The 21961-nt window shown below is 73.2% G+C and carries 26 protein-coding genes; 5 read left to right on the top strand and 21 right to left on the bottom strand.

What is annotated here, in order from left to right:
* Positions 1-30: 30 nt before the first annotated feature.
* From lgt to hisI, 11 genes are all read right to left on the bottom strand, one after another.
* Entirely contained in the window at positions 31-1128 is a 1098-nt protein-coding gene (lgt, locus tag QF032_RS10955; protein WP_307055916.1) for a prolipoprotein diacylglyceryl transferase, read from the bottom strand.
* Positions 1129-1222: 94 nt separating this feature from the next.
* Positions 1223-1999 (bottom strand): thioredoxin domain-containing protein, encoded by a 777-nt coding sequence (locus tag QF032_RS10960; protein WP_307041942.1) that lies wholly within the window; start codon positions 1997-1999, stop codon positions 1223-1225.
* Between the two features lie 77 nt (positions 2000-2076).
* Entirely contained in the window at positions 2077-2895 is an 819-nt protein-coding gene (gene trpA / locus QF032_RS10965) for a tryptophan synthase subunit alpha (RefSeq protein WP_306953186.1), read from the bottom strand.
* Positions 2892-4175, bottom strand: a complete 1284-nt coding sequence (gene trpB, locus QF032_RS10970) for a tryptophan synthase subunit beta (protein ID WP_306953184.1) — start codon at positions 4173-4175, stop codon at positions 2892-2894. The genes trpA and trpB overlap by 4 nt, the downstream gene beginning before the upstream one ends.
* Before the next feature lie 70 nt (positions 4176-4245).
* Complete coding sequence (gene trpM / locus QF032_RS40580) at positions 4246-4461, bottom strand: tryptophan biosynthesis modulator TrpM (protein WP_373430316.1); 216 nt, start codon at positions 4459-4461, stop codon at positions 4246-4248.
* Positions 4462-4482: 21 nt separating this feature from the next.
* Positions 4483-5292 carry an indole-3-glycerol phosphate synthase TrpC gene (gene trpC / locus QF032_RS10975; protein ID WP_057580152.1) on the bottom strand — a complete coding sequence of 270 codons (810 nt, stop codon included), beginning with the start codon at positions 5290-5292 and terminating at the stop codon, positions 4483-4485.
* 146 nt (positions 5293-5438) lie between these two features.
* Complete coding sequence (locus QF032_RS10980) at positions 5439-5873, bottom strand: DUF2752 domain-containing protein (protein ID WP_307041946.1); 435 nt, start codon at positions 5871-5873, stop codon at positions 5439-5441.
* 100 nt (positions 5874-5973) lie between these two features.
* Positions 5974-6240 (bottom strand): HGxxPAAW family protein, encoded by a 267-nt coding sequence (locus QF032_RS10985; RefSeq protein WP_306953180.1) that lies wholly within the window; start codon positions 6238-6240, stop codon positions 5974-5976.
* A gap of 155 nt (positions 6241-6395) precedes the next feature.
* Positions 6396-7043 (bottom strand): TIGR02234 family membrane protein, encoded by a 648-nt coding sequence (locus QF032_RS10990; RefSeq protein ID WP_307041948.1) that lies wholly within the window; start codon positions 7041-7043, stop codon positions 6396-6398.
* Positions 7044-7128: 85 nt separating this feature from the next.
* Entirely contained in the window at positions 7129-8616 is a 1488-nt protein-coding gene (locus tag QF032_RS10995; RefSeq protein WP_307055917.1) for an anthranilate synthase component I, read from the bottom strand.
* Between the two features lie 11 nt (positions 8617-8627).
* Positions 8628-9047: a phosphoribosyl-AMP cyclohydrolase gene (gene hisI, locus QF032_RS11000; RefSeq protein ID WP_307055918.1), complete on the bottom strand. Its 420-nt coding sequence runs from the start codon at positions 9045-9047 to the stop codon at positions 8628-8630.
* 83 nt (positions 9048-9130) lie between these two features.
* Here hisI and QF032_RS11005 point away from each other — a divergent pair, with 83 nt between their 5' ends.
* Complete coding sequence (locus tag QF032_RS11005) at positions 9131-9766, top strand: TIGR03085 family metal-binding protein (protein ID WP_307041954.1); 636 nt, start codon at positions 9131-9133, stop codon at positions 9764-9766.
* 56 nt (positions 9767-9822) lie between these two features.
* Here QF032_RS11005 and QF032_RS11010 read toward each other — a convergent pair whose 3' ends face one another.
* The 10 genes from QF032_RS11010 to hisD form a co-directional block, all read right to left on the bottom strand.
* A complete protein-coding gene (locus QF032_RS11010; protein ID WP_373430467.1) occupies positions 9823-11082 on the bottom strand; it encodes an MFS transporter in 1260 nt (419 codons plus the stop codon).
* 112 nt (positions 11083-11194) lie between these two features.
* Positions 11195-11830, bottom strand: a complete 636-nt coding sequence (locus tag QF032_RS11015; protein ID WP_307041958.1) for an ArsR/SmtB family transcription factor — start codon at positions 11828-11830, stop codon at positions 11195-11197.
* Positions 11831-11984: 154 nt separating this feature from the next.
* Positions 11985-12740 (bottom strand): imidazole glycerol phosphate synthase subunit HisF, encoded by a 756-nt coding sequence (gene hisF / locus QF032_RS11020; RefSeq protein ID WP_307041960.1) that lies wholly within the window; start codon positions 12738-12740, stop codon positions 11985-11987.
* Positions 12737-13150: a RidA family protein gene (locus tag QF032_RS11025; protein ID WP_306953168.1), complete on the bottom strand. Its 414-nt coding sequence runs from the start codon at positions 13148-13150 to the stop codon at positions 12737-12739. The genes hisF and QF032_RS11025 overlap by 4 nt, the downstream gene beginning before the upstream one ends.
* Positions 13147-13872, bottom strand: coding sequence for a bifunctional 1-(5-phosphoribosyl)-5-((5-phosphoribosylamino)methylideneamino)imidazole-4-carboxamide isomerase/phosphoribosylanthranilate isomerase PriA (gene priA, locus QF032_RS11030; protein WP_306953167.1), 726 nt, complete (start codon positions 13870-13872; stop codon positions 13147-13149). The genes QF032_RS11025 and priA overlap by 4 nt, the downstream gene beginning before the upstream one ends.
* Positions 13869-14525 (bottom strand): imidazole glycerol phosphate synthase subunit HisH, encoded by a 657-nt coding sequence (hisH, locus tag QF032_RS11035; protein WP_307055919.1) that lies wholly within the window; start codon positions 14523-14525, stop codon positions 13869-13871. Before hisH ends, priA begins: the two co-directional genes overlap by 4 nt.
* Positions 14516-14680, bottom strand: coding sequence for a hypothetical protein (locus QF032_RS11040; protein WP_307041964.1), 165 nt, complete (start codon positions 14678-14680; stop codon positions 14516-14518). The genes hisH and QF032_RS11040 overlap by 10 nt, the downstream gene beginning before the upstream one ends.
* A 4-nt stretch (positions 14681-14684) precedes the next feature.
* Entirely contained in the window at positions 14685-15287 is a 603-nt protein-coding gene (gene hisB / locus QF032_RS11045) for an imidazoleglycerol-phosphate dehydratase HisB (protein WP_306953163.1), read from the bottom strand.
* Positions 15284-16393, bottom strand: coding sequence for a histidinol-phosphate transaminase (locus QF032_RS11050; protein ID WP_306953161.1), 1110 nt, complete (start codon positions 16391-16393; stop codon positions 15284-15286). The genes hisB and QF032_RS11050 overlap by 4 nt, the downstream gene beginning before the upstream one ends.
* The gene (gene hisD / locus QF032_RS11055) at positions 16390-17715 is read right to left on the bottom strand and encodes a histidinol dehydrogenase (protein WP_306953158.1); all 1326 of its coding nucleotides are present in this window, start codon (positions 17713-17715) and stop codon (positions 16390-16392) included. The genes QF032_RS11050 and hisD overlap by 4 nt, the downstream gene beginning before the upstream one ends.
* Before the next feature lie 165 nt (positions 17716-17880).
* On the opposite strand from hisD, the gene QF032_RS11060 reads away from it, so the two are divergent.
* The 4 genes from QF032_RS11060 (at position 17881) to ybaK (ending at position 21896) form a co-directional block, all read left to right on the top strand.
* The gene (locus QF032_RS11060; protein WP_373430317.1) at positions 17881-19455 is read left to right on the top strand and encodes an oxidoreductase; all 1575 of its coding nucleotides are present in this window, start codon (positions 17881-17883) and stop codon (positions 19453-19455) included.
* Positions 19456-19589: 134 nt separating this feature from the next.
* The gene (locus QF032_RS11065) at positions 19590-20633 is read left to right on the top strand and encodes a hypothetical protein (RefSeq protein WP_307041966.1); all 1044 of its coding nucleotides are present in this window, start codon (positions 19590-19592) and stop codon (positions 20631-20633) included.
* A gap of 11 nt (positions 20634-20644) precedes the next feature.
* Positions 20645-21385, top strand: coding sequence for an LON peptidase substrate-binding domain-containing protein (locus QF032_RS11070; RefSeq protein WP_307055920.1), 741 nt, complete (start codon positions 20645-20647; stop codon positions 21383-21385).
* A 7-nt stretch (positions 21386-21392) separates the two neighbouring features.
* Positions 21393-21896, top strand: a complete 504-nt coding sequence (ybaK, locus tag QF032_RS11075; RefSeq protein WP_306953155.1) for a Cys-tRNA(Pro) deacylase — start codon at positions 21393-21395, stop codon at positions 21894-21896.
* Positions 21897-21961 lie beyond the last annotated feature (65 nt).

The following is a 21961-nucleotide window of genomic DNA, read 5'->3' on the forward strand; positions in this document are numbered from 1 at the left end:
TCGTCGTACGCGTCGTCGCGGCGACGGCCGTCAGCTCTTCTTGCCCGCCGACTCCGCCTCGTCCTTGGCCTTGGCCCCGTCCTCGGCCTCGGCCCCGTCGTCCGCCTCGGCCGCGAGCCGGGTGCCGCCCTCGGTGCGGGACCCGGACGCGTCCTCGGTCTTCCTGGCCTCGGTCTTCCTGGCCTCGGCCCCGTCGCCGGCCCCGGCCTTCGCATCCGCGGAGTCCGTCGCCGCCTCGGACGCGGACGACTCGGACGAGGGCTTCTCCTCGCCGTCGGCGGAGGCGTCCGCGGCCGTGTCGCCGGAGGTCTGTGCCGCCGGTTCGACGACCGTTTCCCGGCCCGGCCGCTTCTTCGCCGAGACGACGATGTACGCCACCGCGAGCACGAACACGATCAGGGCGGTCCATACGTTGAGCCGCAGACCCAGGATGTGATGGGCGTCGTCGACCCGCATGTTCTCGATCCACACGCGGCCCGCGCAGTACCCGGCGACGTACACCGCGAACGCCCGTCCGTGACCCAGCTTGAAGCGGCGGTCCGCCCAGATGACCAGGAGGGCGACGCCGATGCACCACAGCGACTCGTACAGGAACGTCGGGTGGTAGTAGCCGGGCACCCGCCCGTCCGCCGAGGACGTGATGTGCAGGGCCCAGGGAAGGTCGGTCTCCTTGCCGTACAGCTCCTGGTTGAACCAGTTGCCCCAGCGGCCGATGGCCTGCGCCAACGCGATGCCGGGGGCGATGGCGTCGGCGTACGCCGGCAGCGGGATGCCCCGGCGGCGGCAGCCGATCCACGCGCCCACCGCGCCGAGCGCGATCGCGCCCCAGATGCCGAGGCCGCCCTCCCAGACCTTGAAGGCGTCCACCCAGTCCCGGCCCTCGCTGAAGTACAGCTCGTAGTCCGTGATCACGTGGTAGAGCCGCCCGCCGACCAGCCCGAAGGGCACCGCCCAGACGGAGATGTCGGCCACCGTGCCGGCCAGCCCGCCCCGGGCGACCCAGCGCCTGTTGCCGAGCCAGACCGCGACGAAGACGCCGATGATGATGCAGAACGCGTAGCCGCGCAGCGGAACGGGGCCGAGGTACAGCACCCCGTGCGACGGGCTGGGAATGTAGGCAAGTTCCATGGCAGGGTCGACGCTACCCTGCCGCGCCCGGCCGACGATGGGCAGCCCGGCTACGGCTCCATAACAGGCTGGTGTGAAAAGGCGTCGCCCGGTCTCACCCCTGGTGGGCCTCCTCCACCATCTTCTTCAGCTTCTCCGGCGTCATCGAACGGTCCTGGTAGATGTTCTTGCCGTTGAACAGCACGGTGGGGGTGCCGCCGAAGCGCCCGTTCTGGAAGGCCTGGTTGGACTTGGCGACCCAGCTGTTGTGCGTGCCCTGCTCCACGCAGGTGCGGAACGCGGGCGTGTCGAGTCCGTCGACCTTGCCCGCGAGTTCGATCAGTCTGCTGTTCTCGGCGTACTCGTCCTTCGTCTCTTCCGGCTGGTTCTCGTACAGCACGTCGTGGTAGGCGGGGAACTTGCCGACGTCCTGAGCGCAGGCCGCCGCGTTGGCCGCGTTGCGGGAGCCGCTGCCGCCCATGTTGCCGTCGATGAGGGTGGCCAGGTGGTACTCGACCTTCAGTTTCCCGCTCTCCGCCAGCTCGTGGACCGTGGGTCGGTACGCCGTCTCGAAGGCCTTGCAGGCCGGGCAGCGGAAGTCCTCCCACACCGTGAGCGTGGACCTGGCGCCGTCCTTGCCGACGGGGATCGCGAGGGCGTCCTCGCCCTCGGCCCCCGAGGGCGCCACGACCGGGCCCGCCTTGTCGCTGCTGTCGTCCTTGCCGGAGTTCGCGGCGACGACGCCGATCACCGCGGCCAGCCCCAGCACGCAGACGACGCTCGCACCGACGATCAGTGTGCGCCGCCGCCGCTCGGCCGACTTCTGCTTCTCGCGCTCCGCCGCCAGCCGCTCCCGGGCAGTGCGCTTTCCGTCACGATTCTTCTCGCTCACACCCCCAGAACGAACCGGGGAGGCGCATTGCGCCTCCCCGGTCCCAGGTCCACCCGTTCGGGTGACCGGTGTTCCCCTCACGCCTGGCGGCGCACGCCCTTCGCCAGGTCGCCAGCGAGCGCGCGGACCGCCTCGACGCCGGCCGCGTCGTCCGGCGCGTCCAGCATCCGCTTGACGAACGCCGAGCCGACGATCACGCCGTCGGCGAAGCCGGCCACCTCGGCGGCCTGCCGGGCGTCCGAGACGCCGAGGCCGACGCAGACCGGCAGGCCCGAGCCGGTGGCCCGGGTCCGGTCCACCAGGTCGTGGGCCTGCGCGCCGACCGACTCACGGGTGCCGGTGACACCCATCAGCGAGGCGGCGTAGACGAAGCCGCTGCCCGCCTCGGTGATCTGCGCGAGCCGAGCGGCCCGGCTGCTCGGCGCGACGACGAAGACGGTCGCGAGGCCGTGCTTGTCGGCGTGCTCCCTCCACAGGGCCGACTCCTGCACCGGCAGGTCGGGCAGGATGCAGCCCGCGCCGCCGGCCTCGGCCAGTTCGGCGGTGAACCGCTCGACGCCGTAGCGGTCGATGGGGTTCCAGTACGTCATGACGAGGATCGGCTTGCCGGTGGCCTCGAACGCCTCGCGGACCGTGCGCATGACGTCCGCGATGCGCACCCCGCCGCGCAGGGCGATGTCGTCGGCGGTCTGGATGACCGGGCCGTCGAGGACCGGGTCGCTGTGCGGCAGTCCGACCTCGACCACGTCGGCGCCGCCGTCGAGGACGGCCTTGATCGCCTCGATGCCGCCGTCCACGGTCGGGAACCCGGCCGGGAGGTAGGCGATGAGCGCGGCGCGGTCCTCGGCCTTCGCGGCGGCCAGGGTGTCCGACAGCAGCTGGATGTTCCCGCTCACTTCGCGTCCCCCTCGATCTCCGCGGTGTCGGCCGCGTCGGCGGCGACCTCGGCGTCGGTGTCGTACAGCCCGAAGTAGCGGGCTGCCGTGTCCATGTCCTTGTCGCCGCGACCCGACAGGTTCACGACGATCAGCCCGTCCGGGCCGAGTTCCCTGCCGACCTCCAGGGCGCCGGCCAGCGCGTGGGCGCTCTCGATGGCCGGGATGATGCCCTCGGTGCGCGACAGCAGGCGCAGCGCCTGCATGGCCGCGTCGTCGGTGACCGCGCGGTACTCGCCGCGGCCGGTGTCCTTGAGGTAGGAGTGCTCGGGGCCGATGCCCGGGTAGTCCAGGCCCGCCGAGATGGAGTACGGCTCGGTGATCTGGCCCTCGTCGTCCTGGAGGACGTAGGAGCGCGATCCGTGCAGGATGCCGGGCTCGCCCGCGGTCAGGGTCGCCGCGTGCTCGCCGGTCTCGACGCCGTGGCCGGCCGGCTCGCAGCCGATCAGGCGCACGCCGGCGTCCGGGATGAAGGCGTGGAAGAGGCCGATGGCGTTGGAGCCGCCGCCGACGCAGGCGACGGCCGCGTCGGGGAGGCGGCCGGCGCGCTCCAGGATCTGGCGGCGGGCCTCGACGCCGATGACCCGGTGGAAGTCGCGGACCATGGCCGGGAAGGGGTGCGGTCCCGCGACCGTCCCGAACAGGTAGTGCGTGCGGTCGACGTTGGCGACCCAGTCGCGGAACGCCTCGTTGATGGCGTCCTTCAGGGTGCGGCTGCCGGACTTCACGGCGACGACCTCGGCGCCCAGCATGCGCATCCGGGCCACGTTGAGTGCCTGGCGCCGGGTGTCGATCTCGCCCATGTAGATGGTGCACTCGAGCCCGAAGAGGGCGCAGGCGGTGGCCGTGGCGACGCCGTGCTGGCCGGCGCCGGTCTCGGCGATCACGCGGGTCTTGCCCATGCGCTTGGTGAGCAGCGCCTGGCCCAGCACGTTGTTGATCTTGTGGGAGCCGGTGTGGTTGAGGTCCTCGCGCTTGAGGAACACCCGGGCGCCGCCGGCGTGTGCGGCGAACCTCGGCACCTCGGTGAGGGAGCTGGGGCGGCCGGTGTAGTGCACGAGCAGGTCGTCGAGCTCACGGGCGAACTCGGGGTCGTGCTTGGCCTTGTCGTACTCGACGGCAACCTCGTCCACGGCGGCGACGAGGGCCTCCGGGATGAACTTGCCGCCGAACGCGCCGAAATAGCCCTCGGCGGTGGGGACCTGACCGTCGGGGTCGGGAATGAAGAACTCGCTGGGCATGCGGAAACCTCACGGTGAGACGGTTTGGTGTGCGGACACGAAACGCCGTGGGGGCGGGGTCGTCGGACGGCTAGCGGCCGCCGGTGGCTTGTCGCGCAGTTCCCCGCGCCCCTGGGGGGCGCCGCTGCCATCGCATGCCGTTCACCTGGCCCGGCTCGTCGCCGATGACATACCGGACCCGTCGGCCGTGCACCCGGCGTGCGGGCGCGCGGCAGCCACGGGGGCGGCAGCCGCGCGCGAGGCGGGCGTACCGGTCCGTGGCGGTCGCGGGGGTCGTCGGAGTCATCGGGGCAAGCCTAGCGGGAGATCAGCCCCGGCCGTGGCGCAGTGCGGGGTGCTCGCCCGCCGCGACCAGGTCGGCCACCGCGGTCTTGGGGTCGCGGCCGGTCACCAGCGACTCGCCGACGAGGACCGCGTCGGCGCCGGCGTTGGCGTACGCGATGAGGTCGTGCGGGCCTCGCACCCCGGACTCGGCGATCTTGACGATGCTCGCCGGGATCTCGGGGGCCACCCGCTCGAAGGTGCCCCGGTCGACCTCGAGGGTCTTCAGGTTGCGCGCGTTGACGCCGATCACCTTGGCGCCGGCGTCGACGGCGCGCTCGACCTCGTCCTCGTCGTGGACCTCGACGAGCGGGGTGAGGCCGATGGACACGGCGCGCTCGATCAGGGACTCCAGGGCCGACTGCTCGAGGGCGGCCACGATGAGCAGCGCGAGGTCGGCGCCGTACGCGCGGGCCTCCCACAGCTGGTACGAGGTGACGATGAAGTCCTTGCGCAGGACGGGGATGTCCACGCGCGCGCGGACCGCCTCGAGGTCGGCGAGCGAGCCGCCGAACCGGCGCTGCTCGGTGAGGACGGAGATGACCGCCGCGCCGCCCGCCTCGTAGTCGGCGGCGAGGCCGGCGGGGTCGGCGATCGCGGCGAGCGCGCCCTTGGACGGGCTGGAGCGCTTGACCTCGCAGATGACCTTGACGCCGTCGCCGCGGAGCGCCGCGACCCCGTCCTTGGCCGCGGGCGCCTTGGCCGCCAGCTCCTTGAGCTCGTCGAGGCTGACGCGCGCCTGCCGCTCCGCGAGGTCGGCACGGACTCCGTCGATGATCTCGTCGAGCACACTCACGCGAGCGGCCCCCTTCCGGCTGAGAGACGGTCGGCGCTTTCCGCGACCGAGGGAGAAACAGATGGTCACTCGATGGTATCCGGAGCGGGGCGATGGCCTCGCATCCGGTTGACGGCGGTCCCAATACCTGGACATCGCCCTGTGGATCAAGGGTGTAGCCAGCCGCCGAACGGCAGGTTCCGGACAACCGTGAAGACCAGCAGCAACGCACCGAGCGTCCACAGTTGCACGGAGGTGGGGTCGAGGCGCACGGGCCGGCCGCGCGCCGCGCGGACCACCCAGACGGTCCACATGACGGCGAAGCCCAGATAGGCGACGACGGCCGGAGCGTTGTCGTGCAGGGCGGTCCGCAGATCTCCGTGGACGAACGCGTGCGCGCTGCGCAGGCCTCCGCAGCCGGGGCAGTACAGGCCCGTGTAGCGCAGCAGCGGGCAGGCCGGGTAGTGGCCGGCTTCGTTGGGGTCGACGGCCCCGACGTAGGCGAAGGCCCCGGCGACGGCCGCGAGGATGCCGGCGGGCACGGCCAGGCGCCCGAGGGCGGTGGTCGTCACGCTGCGGCTGTCGGCGTTCACGGTTCGCATTGTGCCCCGGCGCGGCCGCACGCGCGCGTGCGGGGGCGGCCGGGCAGGCGTGAGGGGCGGCCGGTCGCCCCCCGGCCGCCCCTCAGGAGGTACGGGGCGCTCAGCCCTCGGCGCCCGCCGGTTCGCGGGTGGCCGTGGCCGAGGCCGTCGCCTGGTGCACCGGCCGGGCCGCGGCCTTCGGCCGGCCCAGGCCCGCCGCCCGCATGGCGAGGCCGACGAATCCGGAGAGCGCCACGATCGCCATGCCGGCCCAGAAGCCGAGCGGCTCGGCCATCACCATGAACGCGCCCGCGACGGTGAACCCGATGATGGCGATGGTGACACCGGTCCAGGCGGCCGGGGTGTGTCCGTGGCTGCTGCCCGCCATGACTTGCTCCTCATTGCTGTCTCTGTGTCCGTCCGAGCCGGACGCTCGTCGTCCATTGTCCCGTACGCGCACGCGTGGCGGACGCGGGGGTGGGATCCGGTCGCGTCTGATGCGCCACACCGGTGGCACGGGACGGCGACCTGGTCAGGGGCCTGTCAGGCGGGGCCGGCGCCGGTCGGGTCCTCGCCCCGGTCCAGGGCCTTCCACATCTCCTCGGGCCGGTCGGGGTCGGCGGGCCTCGCGGCGCGCCGGGGGCGGGGGGTGCCGTCGCGTTCGTAGCGGCCCGACATGGCGGGCCACCGGCGGCCGTAGCGCAGGGCGAGCAGGCCGGCGAGAAGGATCAGGGCGCCGCCCGCGGCGGCCGCGTAGGGCCAGGCGGTGTGGGTGAACGAGGCGACGGTGGCCGAGGTGTCGCCGGAGGCCTTGGCGGCCTGCTCGTCGAGCGCGGAGCCGTCGCTCGCGCCGATCAGGGCGGTGGCCATGATCCCGGCGCCGGACAGGGCGAGGAGCGCGGAGACGGCGAGGCGGCCGGTGCGGCGGACGGCGAAGACGGCGACGAGGGCGGCCAGGCCCACTATGGCGAGCGCCGCGGGCACGCCCGTCACGTCGCTGCCCCTGGCGGTCAGCGGGAAGGCGCCGCCGGCCACCGTGGCCGTGCCCTCCGACCAGCGCTGTCGGGTGGACAGCAGGGCCATGGCCGCGCCCAGCGCGCCGCACAGCAGGGCGAGGGCGAGGCTCCGGCGGCCCGACCGGGCGGACGCGGTCTCGGAACGGGGGTAAGGAGCAGCAGTCACGTACTCCACTATCGCCTGAACCCCGGGCGATACGTCACCCGGGGTTCCGTGAGACGCGTCCTATCGGGCGGCGGGCGGCTCGCTCCGGGCCTTCTCAGGCGCTCCGGCCGCCCAGTCGGTTGGCGGTGTGGACGGCGCGCAGGACGGCCGCGGCCTTGTTGCGGCACTCCTGGTCCTCGGCGACCGGGTCGGAGTCGGCGACGATGCCCGCGCCCGCCTGCACGTAGGCGGTGCCGTCGCGCAGCAGGGCGGTGCGGATGGCGATGGCCGTGTCGGAGTCCCCCGCGAAGTCCAGGTAGCCCACGCAGCCGCCGTACATGCCGCGCCGGGACGGCTCCAGCTCGTCGATGATCTGCATGGCGCGCGGCTTGGGCGCGCCGGAGAGGGTGCCGGCGGGGAAGCACGCGGTGAGGACGTCGAAGGCGGTGCGGCCGGCGGCGACCTGCCCGGTGACGGTGGAGACGATGTGCATCACGTGCGAGTACCGCTCGACGGACATGAAGTCGACGACCTCGACCGAGCCCGGCTCGCAGACCCGCCCCAGGTCGTTGCGGCCCAGGTCGACGAGCATGAGGTGCTCGGCGCGCTCCTTGGGGTCGGCGAGCAGTTCGTCGGCGAGGGCCTGGTCCTCCTGCGGGGTGGCGCCCCGGTGCCGGGTGCCGGCGATGGGGTGGACCATGGCCCGTCCGTCCTCGACCTTGACCAGGGCCTCCGGGGAGGAGCCGACGACGTCGAAGCCGTCGAAGCGGAACAGGTACATGTACGGGGAGGGGTTGGTGGCCCGCAGGACCCGGTAGACGTCCAGCGCGCTCGCGGTGCACTCCGTCTCGAAGCGCTGGGAGGGGACGACCTGGAAGGCCTCGCCCGCGCGGATGCGCTCCTTGACGTCCTCGACGGCCGCCCGGAAGTCGGGGCCGCCCCACAGGGCGGTGTACTCGGGCAGTTCGGAGGGCGGCAGGACGGCCGGGGGCTGGGCGACCGCGCGGGAGAGGTCGGCCTCCATGGCGTCCAGCCGGGCCGTCGCGTCGGCGTAGGCCTCGTCGACGCCGGTGTCGAGGTCGTTGTGGTTGATCGCGTTGGCGATCAGCAGGACGGAGCCCTCCCAGTGGTCCATGACGGCGAGGTCGCTGGTGAGCAGCATCGTCAGCTCGGGCAGCTTCAGATCGTCGCGCTCGCCGGGGCCGATCTTCTCCAGGCGGCGCACGATGTCGTAGCCGAGGTAGCCGACCATGCCGCCGGTGAAGGGCGGCAGGCCCTCCTGGTGGGGGGTGTGCAGGGTCTCGATGGTGGCGCGCAGCGCGGCGAGCGGGTCGCCCTCGGCGGGGACGCCGACGGGCGGGGCGCCGAGCCAGTGGGCCTGGCCGTCGCGTGCGGTGAGCGTGGCGGCGCTGCGGACGCCGACGAAGGAGTACCGGGACCAGGAGCGGCCGTTCTCCGCGGACTCCAGCAGGAAGGTGCCGGGGCGCTCGGCGGCGAGCTTGCGGTAGAGCGCGACCGGGGTGTCGCCGTCGGCGAGGAGTTTGCGGGTGACCGGGATGACCCGACGGTCGGTGGCCAGCTTGCGGAACGTCTCGAGGTCCATGGCGGCTGACCTTACTGATCCGAGGCCGGGACGCCGGAATCGGCGACCGCGGCGTCCGTCAGGGGGTCGGCGTCCTTCAGGAGCACGTCGGCCTCGAAGCAGGTGCGCGCGCCGGTGTGGCAAGCAGCGCCGGTCTGGTCGACCTGGACGAGCACGGTGTCGGCGTCGCAGTCGAGGGCGACGGACCTGACCTGCTGGACGTGGCCGGAGGTATCGCCCTTGACCCAGTACTCACGGCGGCTGCGCGACCAGTAGGTGCAGCGGCCGGTGGTGAGCGTGCGGTGCAGCGCCTCGTCGTCCATCCAGCCGAGCATGAGCACCTCACCGGTGTCGTACTGCTGGGCGATGGCGGGGACGAGCCCGTCGGGGCTGCGCTTGAGACGCGCGGCGATGGCGGGGTCCAGGCTGCTGGGCGTGGGCGTGCTGGTCATGCCTGCCATTGTGCCGCGCGCCACTGACGGTGACGGCTCGGTGTCCACTGGGCGGACCGTGCGCGGGGTCGTAGGCTGGCCGCATGTCCACTTTCGCGAAGCGTGAACGGCTGTTGCTCGCCGACCTCTTGGAGACCGCGGGCCCTGACGCGCCCACGCTCTGCGAGGGCTGGCAGACCCGTGACCTGGCCGCGCACCTGGTGGTGCGCGAACGCCGTCCGGACGCCGCCGGGGGCATCCTGATCAAGCAGCTCGCGCCGCGGCTGGACCGGGTGATGGAGGAGTTCGCCGCGAAGCCGTACGGGGAGCTGATCCAGCTGATCCGCACGGGCCCGCCGCGTTTCTCCCCGTTCCAGCTCAAGCAGCTCGACGAGGCGTCCAACACCATCGAGTTCTACGTGCACACGGAGGACGTCCGCCGGGCCACGCCCGACTGGTCCTCGCGCGAGCTCGACCCGGTCTTCCAGGACGCCCTGTGGTCGCGTCTGGAGCGCACCGCGCGCCTGATGGGCCGCGGCACCCCGACGGGCCTGGTCCTGCGCCGTCCGGACGGCCGTACGGCGGTCGCCAACCGGGGCACGCCGGTCGTGACGGCGACGGGCGAGCCGTCGGAGCTGCTGCTGTTCCTGTACGGCCGGCAGAGCGCCGCCGCGGTGGAGCTGGACGGCGAGAAGGAAGCGATCGACCGGCTGCACGGCGGCAAGCAGCTCGGCATCTGACCCGCGCGGGCGGAGCCGGGGCCGGGCGTCGGCGGCCCGGCCCCCGGGGCATGCGGTCAGCGCGGCAGTTCGGCGCGGCGCAGGTTGCGCACGCCGAGGGCCGTGACCCCGCCGAGCCCGCAGACCGCGGCGCTGGCGACGAACACGGGCCCGGTGCCCCAGGCCCCGACGGCCGCGGCCGACACCGGCATGCTGAGCGGGGCGAGGCCGACGCTGACGAGGCTGGAGACGGCGGTGACGCGGCCCAGGTAGGCCGGGGCGGTCTGGGTCTGCAGCAGGGCTCCGCACACGGCGCCGCTGAGCCCGGCGAGCAGCCCGATCAGCAGGGCCGTGCCGACGGCGGTTGCGAGGGTGGGTGCGAAGGCGAGGCCGCCGATGGCCACGGAGCCCGCCAGGATCGACGAGCCGGCCAGCCGGCCGGCGTGCGGGAGCCGTCCCCTCAGGGTCAGCAGCAGCGAGGCGGCGCCCGCGCCGACGCCGAACCCGGAGAGCACCCAGCCCATGCCGGCGGCGCCCCAGCCACGCTCGTCGGCGAGCAGGGTCAGGCCCACGTTGAGGGGTCCGACGAAGCCCAGGTCGCCGAGGGCGATGGCCAGCATCAGCGGGGCGAGGACGCGGTGGCGGCGCACGTACCGCAGGCCGGCCAGCAGGTCGCTCCAGGCGGTGCCGCCGGCGGCCGCCTGGTCGTCGGCGGGCAGCTCGCGGATGCGCACGGAGCACAGCAGCGGCACGGAGACCGCTATCAGCAGTCCTGCCAGGGCGAACGCGGCGGCCGCGCCGCCGGCCGCCACCCCGAGACCGCCGAGCGGTCCGCCGACGACGCTCGCGAACCGGATGGCGAGGCCGCGCATGCCCTGGACGCGCGCGAGCTGCCCGCGGCTCGTCACGCGCGCGGGCAGCGCGCCCACGGCCGGCAGGAAGACGGCGTCGACGGCGCCGAAGACCAGGGCGAGCAGCGCGAGCGGCCACAGGCCGGGAGTGGTCGCGTACAGCAGCGCGGCCACCGCGAGGACGGCCGCGCAGCGCACGGCGTCGCTGCCGATGACGACCCGGCGCGGACCCAGCCGGTCGGCGATCACTCCCCCGCCCAGCATCAGCAGGGCCCGCGGCACGGCGCTCGCCGTCATCACCAGCCCGGCCTGCGCGGGCGTGCCGGCCTGGACGGCGGCCCACGACAGGGCGATGTAGTAGACGCTGTCGCCGACCATGGAAGCGGTGTAGGCGGTGAGCCAGCGCAGCACGTCGGGGTCGCGGTGGGCGGGGAGTTCGGGGGCGGCGCGCTGGACGGTCTCGTGCGTGGCGGTGGTCACCGGCAGCCTCTCTCGCACGGAGTCGGACACGGAATCAGTCACGGAATCAGTCACGGAATCAGGCACGTGATCAGGTACGCGATCGAGCGCGGCGTCGGGCACCGGCTCCGCCACGGGCTCAGGCACGGAACGGGAACGCGTATGTGTGCACCGAGACGTTCTCCCGGCCCTGGGAGGCCTCGGGGCGCTCGCCGGCCGCTGCGGTCTCGGCGGCCTCGGCGGCCCTGCCCCGCTCTTCGTACCTGCGCAGGAGCGCGAGCATCTCCTCGGTGAGCTCCGCCAGTTCGTCCGCGGTGAGACGCAGGACGGACTCCGAGGACTCGGCGCCGCGGTTCCACTCGGGGCTCCAGTGGGTCCGCTCGTCGAGCCAGCGCCGGTACATGTCCATGCGGTCCGCGGCGAAGAGCCGGCTGGCCGCGGTGTGCGCGGCCGCCTTCTCCGGGGCGTCGCGGAAGTCCTCGTCACGGATGCTCACGCCGTCGGAGGCGGGCCGCCACCAGCGCTCGCGGCCGTCCGCGCTCTGCGGCTCGGCCTCCTCGATGAGCCCGTGTTCGGCGAGTTTGCGCAGGTGGTAGCTGACCAGCGAGACGGCCTCGCCGACCTGGTCGGCGAGGTGGGAGGCGGTGGTTACGCGGGCGACGGTCAGCCCGCGGTACAGCCGCATCCGGAGGGGGTGGGCGAGCGCCTTGAGCGTGCCCAGGTCCGTGATCCGGCGGTTGCGTTCCCTGCCTGCCGTGTCCGTCGACTCTGTCATGTCCGCCACCGTAGACAGGAAGGAAAAGTTGCGCAATATATTTTGCGCAACTTCTCTTTCCTTTCTGGGCGCGAGTAAGCCCCGGCCGCCAGGCGACCGGGGCTTACCGCACGGCACAGCACGCGCCGCGGGTGTCTGCGCGCGTCCGCGGGCGTCACCGCACCGGGTGTCCCGCTTCCCGCAGGGTCTGCTTGACCTCGCCGATCCGCAGGTCGCCGAAGTGGAAGACCGACGCCGCCAGCACCGCGTCCGCGCCCGCCTCGACGGCCGGGGGGAAGTCCGTGAGCCTGCCGGCGCCGCCGGAGGCGATCACGGGGACCGTCACGTGCTTGCGCACCGCGGCGATCATCTCCAGGTCGTAGCCGTCCTTCGTGCCGTCCGCGTCCATCGAGTTGAGCAGGATCTCGCCCGCGCCCAGCTCCGCCGCCCGGTGCGCCCACTCGACGGCGTCGATGCCGGTGCCCTGACGGCCGCCGTGCGTCGTCACCTCGAAGGAGCCCGACTGCGTGCGCCGGGCGTCCACCGACAGGACCAGCACCTGCCGCCCGAACCGTTCGGCGATCTCCCTGATCAGCTCCGGGCGGGCGATCGCGGCGGTGTTGACGCCCACCTTGTCGGCGCCGGCCCGCAACAGCTTGTCGACGTCCTCCGGAGTGCGTACCCCGCCGCCCACGGTCAGCGGGATGAACACCTGCTCGGCGGTGCGGCGCACCACGTCGTACGTCGTCTCGCGGTTGCCGGAGGAGGCGGTGATGTCCAGGAACGTCAGCTCGTCGGCGCCCTCGGCGTCGTACACCTTGGCCATCTCGACGGGGTCGCCCGCGTCGCGCAGGTTCTGGAAGTTGACGCCCTTGACCACCCGGCCGGCGTCCACGTCCAGGCAGGGGATGACTCGTACGGCCAGCGTCATGGCGCGGACACCTCCTCGTCGCCGCCGGGACGGAACGCCTCGACCTCGACCTCGACGACCAGGCTCGGGTCCACGAAGCCGGACACGATGATCATGGACGCGGCGGGCCGGACGGCGTCGAACAGCTCCTTGTGGGCGCGACCGATGTCGTCGACGTCCCGCGCGTGGGTGAGGTACATGCGCGTGCGCACGACGTCGTCGCGGCCGAGCCCCAGCTTCTCCAGCGCGGCGAAGGCGACGTTGAAGGCGTTGACCGTCTGCTCGTACGGCCCCCCGGCGGCGATCTCGCCGTCCACCACGGAGGTGCAGCCGGACACGAGCACGAGCCCGCCCGGCAGCTGCACCGCGCGGGAGTAGCCGAAGGCCTCCTCCCAGGGTCCGCCGGACCCGACCCGGCGCACCTCGCTCACCGGGCCACCGCTTCCAGGGCCTCTTCCAGGGTGAACGCCTTCGCGTACAGCGCCTTGCCGACGATCGAGCCCTCGACGCCGAGCGGGACCAGCTCGGCGATGGCCCGGAGGTCGTCCAGCGACGACACGCCGCCCGAGGCGACGACGGGCCGGTCGGTGACCGCGCAGACGTTCTTCAGCAGCTCGAGGTTCGGGCCCTGCAGGGTGCCGTCCTTGGCGATGTCGGTGACCACGTACCGCGCGCAGCCCTCCTGGTCGAGGCGGGCCAGCGTCTCGTAGAGGTCGCCGCCGTCGCGGGTCCAGCCGCGGCCGCGCAGGGTCGTGCCGCGCACGTCCAGGCCCACCGCGATCTTGTCGCCGTGCTCGGAGATGACCTTGGCGACCCACTCGGGCGTCTCCAGGGCGGCCGTGCCCAGGTTCACGCGCGTGCAGCCGGTGGCGAGGGCGGCGGCGAGGGTGTCGTCGTCGCGGATGCCGCCGGAGAGCTCCACCTTGATGTCCATGGCCTTGGCGACCTCGGCGATCAGCGCGCGGTTGTCGCCGGTACCGAACGCGGCGTCCAGGTCGACCAGGTGCAGCCACTCGGCGCCCGACCGCTGCCAGGCGAGGGCCGCCTCGAGCGGGGAGCCGTAGGAGGTCTCGGTCCCGGACTCGCCGTGCACGAGACGGACGGCCTGGCCGTCGCGGACGTCGACGGCGGGGAGGAGTTCGAGCTTGCTCACAGTGTTCCGATCCAGTTGGTGAGGAGCTGGGCTCCGGCGTCGCCGGACTTCTCGGGGTGGAACTGCGTGGCCCACAGGGCGCCGTTCTCCACGGCGGCCACGAACGGCTCGCCGTGCGTCGCCCAGGTCACCCTGGGGGCGCGCATCGCCGGGTTGAGCACTTCCAGGGACCAGTCGTGGACGGCGTAGGAGTGCACGAAGTAGAAGCGGGCGTCCGCGTCGAGGCCGGCGAACAGCTGGGAGTCGGCCGGGGCGTCCACGGTGTTCCAGCCCATGTGGGGCACGACGTCGGCCTGCAGCGGCTCGACCGCGCCGGGCCACTCGTCGAGGCCCTCGGTCTCCACGCCGTGCTCGATGCCGCGCTCGAACAGGATCTGCATGCCGACGCAGATACCCATGACCGGCCGTCCGCCGGACAGCCGGCGGCCGATGATCCAGTCGCCGCGGGCCTCCTTCAGGCCCTTCATGCAGGCGGCGAAAGCGCCGACGCCCGGCACCAGCAGCCCGTCGGCGTTCATCGCGGTGTCGAAGTCACGGGTGATCTCGACGTCCGCCCCGGTGCGCGCGAGGGCGCGTTCGGCGGAGCGGACGTTGCCGAAGCCGTAGTCGAAGACCACGACCTTCTTCGCGCTCTTCGCGGTGCTCAACTCCACACCTCCAGCCGCATCACACCGGCGACGAGGCACATCGCGGCCCCTATCGAGAGCAGCACGATCAGGCTTCGGGGCATCTGCTGCTTGACGAAGGAGTAGATGCCGCCGGCCAGGAAGAGGCCGACGACGATCAGGACGGTCGACAGTCCGGTCATGGCTTTACAGCGCGCCCTTCGTGGAGGGGAGGATGCCGACTGCGCGCGGGTCGCGCTCCGAGGCGTAGCGCAGGGCCCGGGCGAGTGCCTTGAACTGGCACTCCACGATGTGGTGCGCGTTGCGCCCGTAGGGCACGTGCACGTGCAGCGCGATCTGCGCCTGGGCGACGAAGGACTCCAGGATGTGCCGGGTCATCGTCGTGTCGTACTCGCCGATCATCGGCGCCATCTTCTCGGGCTCGGTGTGCACGAGGTAGGGGCGGCCGGAGAGGTCGACCGTGACCTGGGCGAGGGACTCGTCCAGCGGGACCGTGCAGTTGCCGAAGCGGTAGATCCCCACCTTGTCGCCGAGGGCCTGCTTGAAGGCGGCGCCCAGCGCGAGGGCGGTGTCCTCGATCGTGTGGTGCGAGTCGATGTGCAGGTCGCCGTCGGTCTTCACGGTCAGGTCGAACAGTCCGTGGCGTCCGAGCTGGTCGAGCATGTGGTCGTAGAAGCCGACGCCGGTCGACACGTCGACCTTGCCGGAACCGTCGAGGTCGATCTCGACGAGGACCGAGGTCTCCTTCGTGGTGCGCTCGATTCTTCCGACGCGGCCTTCGCGAGTCATGCGCTCGTCTCCTTCTTCAGTTCACGGACCGCGTCGAGGAACGCGTCGTTCTCTTCGGGGGTTCCGGCGGTGACCCGGAGCCAGCCGGGCACCCCGTTGTCCCGGACCAGGACACCCCGGTCGAGGATCTGCCGCCACACCGCGTGGGCGTCGTCGAACCGCCCGAACTGCACGAAGTTGGCGTCGGACGGCGTGACCTCGTAGCCGGCCGCGAGCAGCTCGCCCGCCAGGCGGTCCCGCTCCGACTTCAGCTGCTCGACGTACTTCAGCAGGGTGCCGGTGTGCTCCAGGGCGGCCAGCGCGGTCGCCTGGGTGACGGCCGACAGGTGGTAGGGCAGCCGGACCAGCTGGACGGCGTCCACCACCGCGGGGTGCGCGGCGAGGTAGCCGAGGCGCAGGCCCGCCGCGCCGAAGGCCTTCGACATCGTGCGGGACACGACGAGGTGCGGCCGGCCCTCGATCAGGGGCAGCAGCGAGTCGCCGTGGCTGAACTCGACGTACGCCTCGTCGACCACGACGATCGACGGCTTCGCGGCCTGGGCGGCCTCGTACAGCGCGAGGACCGTCCCGGCCGGGACCGCGGTGCCGGTGGGGTTGTTGGGGGTGGTGACGAAGACGACGTCGGGGCGGTGCTCGGCGATGGCCTTCTCGGCGGCCGCGAGGTCGACGGTGAAGTCGGCGTTGCGCGGCCCGGAGATCCATCCGGTCCCGGTGCCGCGGGCGATGAGCCCGTGCATCGAGTACGACGGCTCGAAGCCGATCGCCGTGCGGCCGGGTCCGCCGAAGGTCTGCAGCAGCTGCTGGAGGACCTCGTTGGAGCCGTTGGCGGCCCACACGTTGGCCGGGGCGACCTCGTGCCCCGTCGTGTCCGTGAGGTACTTCGCCAGCTGCGTCCGCAGCTCCACGGCGTCGCGGTCCGGGTACCGGTTGAGGTCGCGGGCCGCGTCACGCACCCGCTCGGCGATCCGCTCGACCAGCGGCTCGGGCAGCGGGTAGGGGTTCTCGTTCGTGTTCAGCCGTACGGGGACGTCCAGCTGGGGCGCGCCGTAGGGGGACTTGCCGCGCAGCTCGTCCCGTACGGGGAGATCGTCGATTCCGAAGCTCACTTGCTCGTCGGCACCTTCCATGCGAACCGCGCCTTGATCGCCGCCCCGTGGGCGGGCAGGTCCTCCGCCTCCGCCAGGGTCACCACGTGGTGCGCGACCTCGGCGAGCGCGTCGCGCGTGTAGTCCACGATGTGGATGCCGCGGAGGAAGGACTGCACGGACAGCCCGGAGGAGTGGCAGGCGCAGCCACCCGTCGGGAGCACGTGGTTGGAGCCGGCCGCGTAGTCGCCGAGCGAGACCGGCGCCCAGGGCCCGACGAAGATCGCGCCCGCGTTCCGCACCCGGTCGGCCACGGCGGCGGCGTCCGCCGTCTGGATCTCCAGGTGCTCCGCGCCGTAGGCGTCGACCACCCGCAGGCCCTCGTCGACGCCGTCGACCAGCACGATCGCGGACTGCCGGCCGGCGAGCGCCGGGACGATCCGGTCCTCGACGTGCTTGGTGGCCGCGACCTGCGGTTCCAGCTCCTTGGCGACCGCGTCCGCCAGCTCGACGGAGTCGGTGACCAGGACGGCGGCGGCCAGCGGGTCGTGCTCGGCCTGGCTGATCAGATCGGCGGCGACGTGCACGGGGTCGGCCGTGGCGTCGGCGAGGACGGCGATCTCGGTCGGTCCCGCCTCGGCGTCGATGCCGATCTTGCCGGCGAAGTAGCGCTTGGCGGCGGCGACCCAGATGTTGCCGGGGCCGGTGACCATGTTCGCGGGCGCGCAGGACTCGGTGCCGTGCGCGAACATCGCGACGGCGGTCGCGCCACCGGCCGCGTACACCTCGTCGACGCCGAGCAGGGCGCACGCGGCGAGGATCGTCGGGTGGGGCAGGCCCCCGAACTCGGCCTGGGCGGGCGAGGCCAGGGCGATGGACTCGACGCCCGCCTCCTGCGCGGGCACCACGTTCATCACCACGGAGGACGGGTAGACCGAGCGGCCGCCGGGCGCGTACAGACCGACCCGGTCGACGGGCACCCACTTCTCGGTCACGGCGCCGCCGGGCACGACCTGGGTGGTGCGGGTCGTACGGCGCTGCTCGCGGTGCACGAGACGGGCGCGGCGGATGGACTCCTCCAGGGCCGCGCGCACGGCGGGGTCGAGCCCGTCCAGGGCGTCCGCGATCGCCCGGGCCGGGACGCGTACGGACTCCAGCCGCACCCCGTCGAACTTCTCGGCGAAGTCGATCAGCGCCGCGTCGCCCCGATGATGCACGGCCTCGCAGATCGGACGCACCTTCTCCAGGGCGGCCGAGACGTCGAAGTCGGCTCGGGGCAGCAGGTCGCGCAGGGCGGGTCCCTCGGGAAGGGCGTCGCCGCGCAGATCGATTCGGGAGATCACGTGGCCAATTCTCTCAGACCGGGATCGGGCGTCGTCCGCGCGTATCAATGGCTGATACAGACCGTGGCCGGAACTCGGAAGATCGCCTTCACGTCGGGTGTTCGAGGGGTCACCCGGCGGGCAGGACAGCCGTGCGAAGCCCATGGGTGACGGAGGGGGTGACGGGTGACAGCGGTGACCGACGGCGCAGGTGATCTGCCGGACGACCTGACCGCGGCCGAGGCGGGCATGTGGCAGGCCTTCCGCAACGGCAGTGTGTACGACCTGAGCAGCGGGGACACGGTCGTCGACGATCCGCACGGCGGCCATCCGTGGGGCGGATCGCGGACCGTGCGGGCCCGGATCGTCGCCTGGCTGCTGCTGGACGGGCCGCCGGCGCTGGCCGGCCGGGTGGCGTCGATGAAGCTGGCCGGCGTGCAGATCAGCGGCTCGCTGGATCTCGCGGGCGGCACGGTGGTGCCGTACGTGGAGATGAAGCGCTGCCGGTTCGAGCGGGACCTGCTGCTGCCGGAGGCGCGGTTCACGACCATGCGGCTGGTGGACTGCTCGGTGCCCCGCCTGGAGGCGGCGCGGGTGCACACCGAGGGCGATCTGCACCTCCCGCGCTGCCGCTTCCACAACGGCGTGCGGCTCACCGACGCGCACATCGGCACGGACCTGCTGCTGAACCAGGCGATCGTCTACCGGGACCGCACCGGCCGCTCGATCGCCGCCGACGGCCTGACGGTCGGCCAGGACCTCCAGGCCGAACTCCTCGAGTCGCACGGCGAGCTGAGCCTGCGCAGCGCCAAGATCGGCGTGTCGCTGAGTCTGCGCGGGGCGCGGCTGGCCAACCCGTACACGCGGCTCGCGCTGAACGCGCCCCAGCTGACCGTGGAGCGTTCGCTGTACCTCACCCCGGCCGGCGTCGGCGGCCACGCGCTGAGCGGTGTCACCCCGGCCCGCGGGACGCGCATCCAGCGATTCGAGTGCCGGGGCGGGATACGTCTGGACGACGGCCGGTTCGGGGACGCGGTGGACCTGGAGCGGGCCCGGTTCGTCCTCACGGACGAGCAGGAGCTGTCGCTGCGCCGGGTGCAGACGCCCGAGCTGCGCTTCCTGGGCGAGCAGCCGCTGCGCGGCAAGGTGGTCCTGTCCGGCGCCCGGGTGATCAACCTGGTGGACCGGGCGAGCGCCTGGCCGGGTCCGGGCGCGCTGCACATGGGCGGCTTCGCCTACGAGAACCTGGTGCCGCAGGGGCCCTTCCCGCTGGCCGAGCGGTTGCGCTGGGTGGCCGCGGCGACGGCCGAGTACGCCCCGGAGCCGTACGAGCGGCTGGCGGCCGTGCTGCGGACCGGCGGGGAGGACGAGGACGCGCGCGAGGTCCTGCTGGCCAAGCAGCGCCGTCGCCGCGAGACCCTGCCGCCGGCCGCGAAGCTCTGGGGCTACGCGCAGGACTGGGCGGTCGCCTACGGGTACCGGCCGGGCCGCGCCGCGGTGTGGATGGCGGTGCTGTGGGCGGCGAGCTCGCTGGCCTTCGCGCACGCCGCGCATCCGCCCGTCGACCGGCAGGGGCATCCGCCCTGGAACCCGGCCCTGTTCGCCCTCGATCTGCTGCTGCCGGTCATCGACCTGGGGCAGGTCGGCCAGTGGCAGCTGAGCGGCGGCTGGCAGTGGCTGTCGACGGCGCTGGTCCTGCTCGGCTGGATCCTGGCGACGGCCGTGGCGGCGGGGGCGACGAGGCTGCTGCGCCGGGGCTGAGGAACAGCGGGTCCGCAGGGGTGCGCGCCGGAAAGTTGTTGAACGCTCACCTTTACCATCCCTTGACCCCGGGGCGTACAACTTTCCGCAGGTTGCGTGAAGCCTCTGGCGCAATCTGAAGCCGCGGCTTTTCAATGGTCGGCACCATGGCTCTGCTGCCCCCGTTCATCCGTGCCTCCCGGAGCTCCCGGCCGGCACGGAACGCCGCCCCCCACAGCGCCGCCGGGCTCCCCGCCGACGACGAGGTGCTCCTCGACGTGCCCGACGACCGCCTCGGCCCCGCGCTGGTCGCCGCCGGCCTCGGCGCCTACGCGCCCGCCGCCGAACTGCTGGCCCACACCCGGGAACGGGCCGAGTGGGAGTACCGCGACCGCTACGCGACCCGGCTCGCCGCCTTCGCCCGCTCCCGCCCGGAGTGGTTCGAGGACTGGCGCGCCGCCGCCCCGCGCGACCCCGACGTCCTGCTCGTCGCCGCCCAGCTCGCCGTGGCGCGGGCCTGGGGGTCGCCGGCCCGGGCCGAGCTGCTGCGCGAGGTGAGCCCGCTGATCACCGCCGCCGCGCAGAGCGACGTCCGCGACCCGGTGCCGTGGCGGATAGCCCTGGACCACGCCCGCGGCTCCCAGGCCGGGCACAGGTACTTCGGCGAGCTGTGGGCGGCCGCGGTGCGCCGCGCCCCGCACCACTACGGCTGCCATGTCGCCGCCAAGCGCTATCTGGCCGAGTCCTGGCACGGCTCCCACCGCGAGTGCTTCGACTTCGCCGACCGGGCCGCACAGGACGCGCCGGCCGGCTCCCTCGTCCAGGCGCTGCCGACCCGCGCGGCCCTGGCCTACCTCACCGACGGCTGCGGACCGGAGGTGCCGCGCGAGCGGCTGGACGCGGCCGCCGACCGCGCCGTCGCGCTCTCCGCGCGCTTCCCGGCCGCCGACCCGTGGCCGGCCGAGATCCGCAACGTGCTGACGTACGTCCTGGTCCGCCTGGACCGCCGCGACGACGCCCTCGCCCAGCTGCGGCTGATCGGCCCGTACGCCACCTCCTTCCCCTGGGGGCGGCTGTCGGACGACCCCCTCGGCCACTTCCTGGCCGTGCGCGAGGAGGTCCGCTCGGGGCCGTCCGAACGCCCCCCGTGGCAGCCGGGTGGCGGGCACGGCGGACGAGCCCGGCCGCTGGACCATTAGGCTTCTGCGTCGTGACCACCGTCCGTCTGCCGCTCTTCCCGCTGAACTCGGTGTTGTTCCCGGGACTCGTGCTCCCGCTCAACGTCTTCGAGGAGCGCTATCGCGCCATGATGCGCGATCTTCTGAAGACCCCCGAGGACGAATCGCGCCGGTTCGCCGTCGTGGCCATCCGTGACGGCCACGAGGTGGCGCCCAGCGCCCGGGGGCTCCCCGACCGGACGGCGGTGTCCGAGCGCGGCCCGGCCGCCGGTTTCGGCGACGACCCCGCCCGGACGTTCCACGGCGTGGGCTGCGTGGCCGACGCGGCGACGATCCGCGAGCGCGCCGACGGCACCTTCGAGGTGCTGGCGACGGGCACCACCCGCGTCAAGCTGCTGTCGGTGGACGCGTCGGGCCCCTTCCTGACGGCGGAGCTCCAGGAACTGCCGGAGGAACCGGGCGAGGAGGCGGGCGCCCTCGCCGAGGGCGTGCTGCGCGCCTTCCGCCAGTACCAGAAGCGGCTGGCGGGCGCCCGCGAGCGCTCGCTGGCCACCGGCGCCGACCTGCCGGACGACCCCTCGGTGGTGTCGTACCTGGTGGCGGCGGCGATGATGCTGGACGTCCCCAGCAAGCAGCGCCTCCTGCAGGCCCCTGACACGGCCTCCCGTCTGCGGGACGAGCTGACCGTGCTGCGCGCCGAGACGGCGATCATCCGCAGCCTGCCCTCACTGCCCGCGGCTGACCTGACCCGCGCCCCGACCAGTCTCAACTGAAGGCCCCATGGCGAAGAAGCCGAAGAAGCAGCAGCAGGCCGGCGGCACGCCCGCGACGGTGGCCCTGACGGCGGCGGGCGTGGACTACACCGTCCACGCCTACGACCACGACCCGAACCACCCGTCGTACGGCGAGGAGGCGGCCGAGGCGATGGGCGTCTCCCCCGACCGCGTCTTCAAGACCCTGGTAGCGGACGTGGACGGAGCCCTCACGGTGGCGGTGGTCCCCGTCGCGGGCTCCCTCGACCTGAAGGCCCTGGCCGCGGCGGTGGGCGGCAAACGGGCGGCGATGGCCGACCCGGCGCTGGCCGAACGCACCACGGGTTACGTCCGCGGCGGCATCTCCCCGCTCGGCCAGCGCAGGAAACTCCGTACGGTCCTGGACGCCTCGGCGACGGCGCACGCCACCGTCTGCGTCTCGGCGGGCCGCAGAGGCCTGGAGGTCGAACTCTCCCCCGGCGACCTGACCACCCAGACCGACGCCCTGCTGGCCCCCATCGCCCGCCCCTGACCACCCCCACCCGGCTGCCCGGCCATCGACCCCGGGCCGCCCTCGACGCCACCCGGCATTCCAGC

Origin of the sequence: Streptomyces achromogenes, from assembly GCF_030816715.1 — a bacterium.
In the GTDB taxonomy this organism is placed as follows: Bacteria; Actinomycetota; Actinomycetes; order Streptomycetales; family Streptomycetaceae; genus Streptomyces; species Streptomyces achromogenes_A.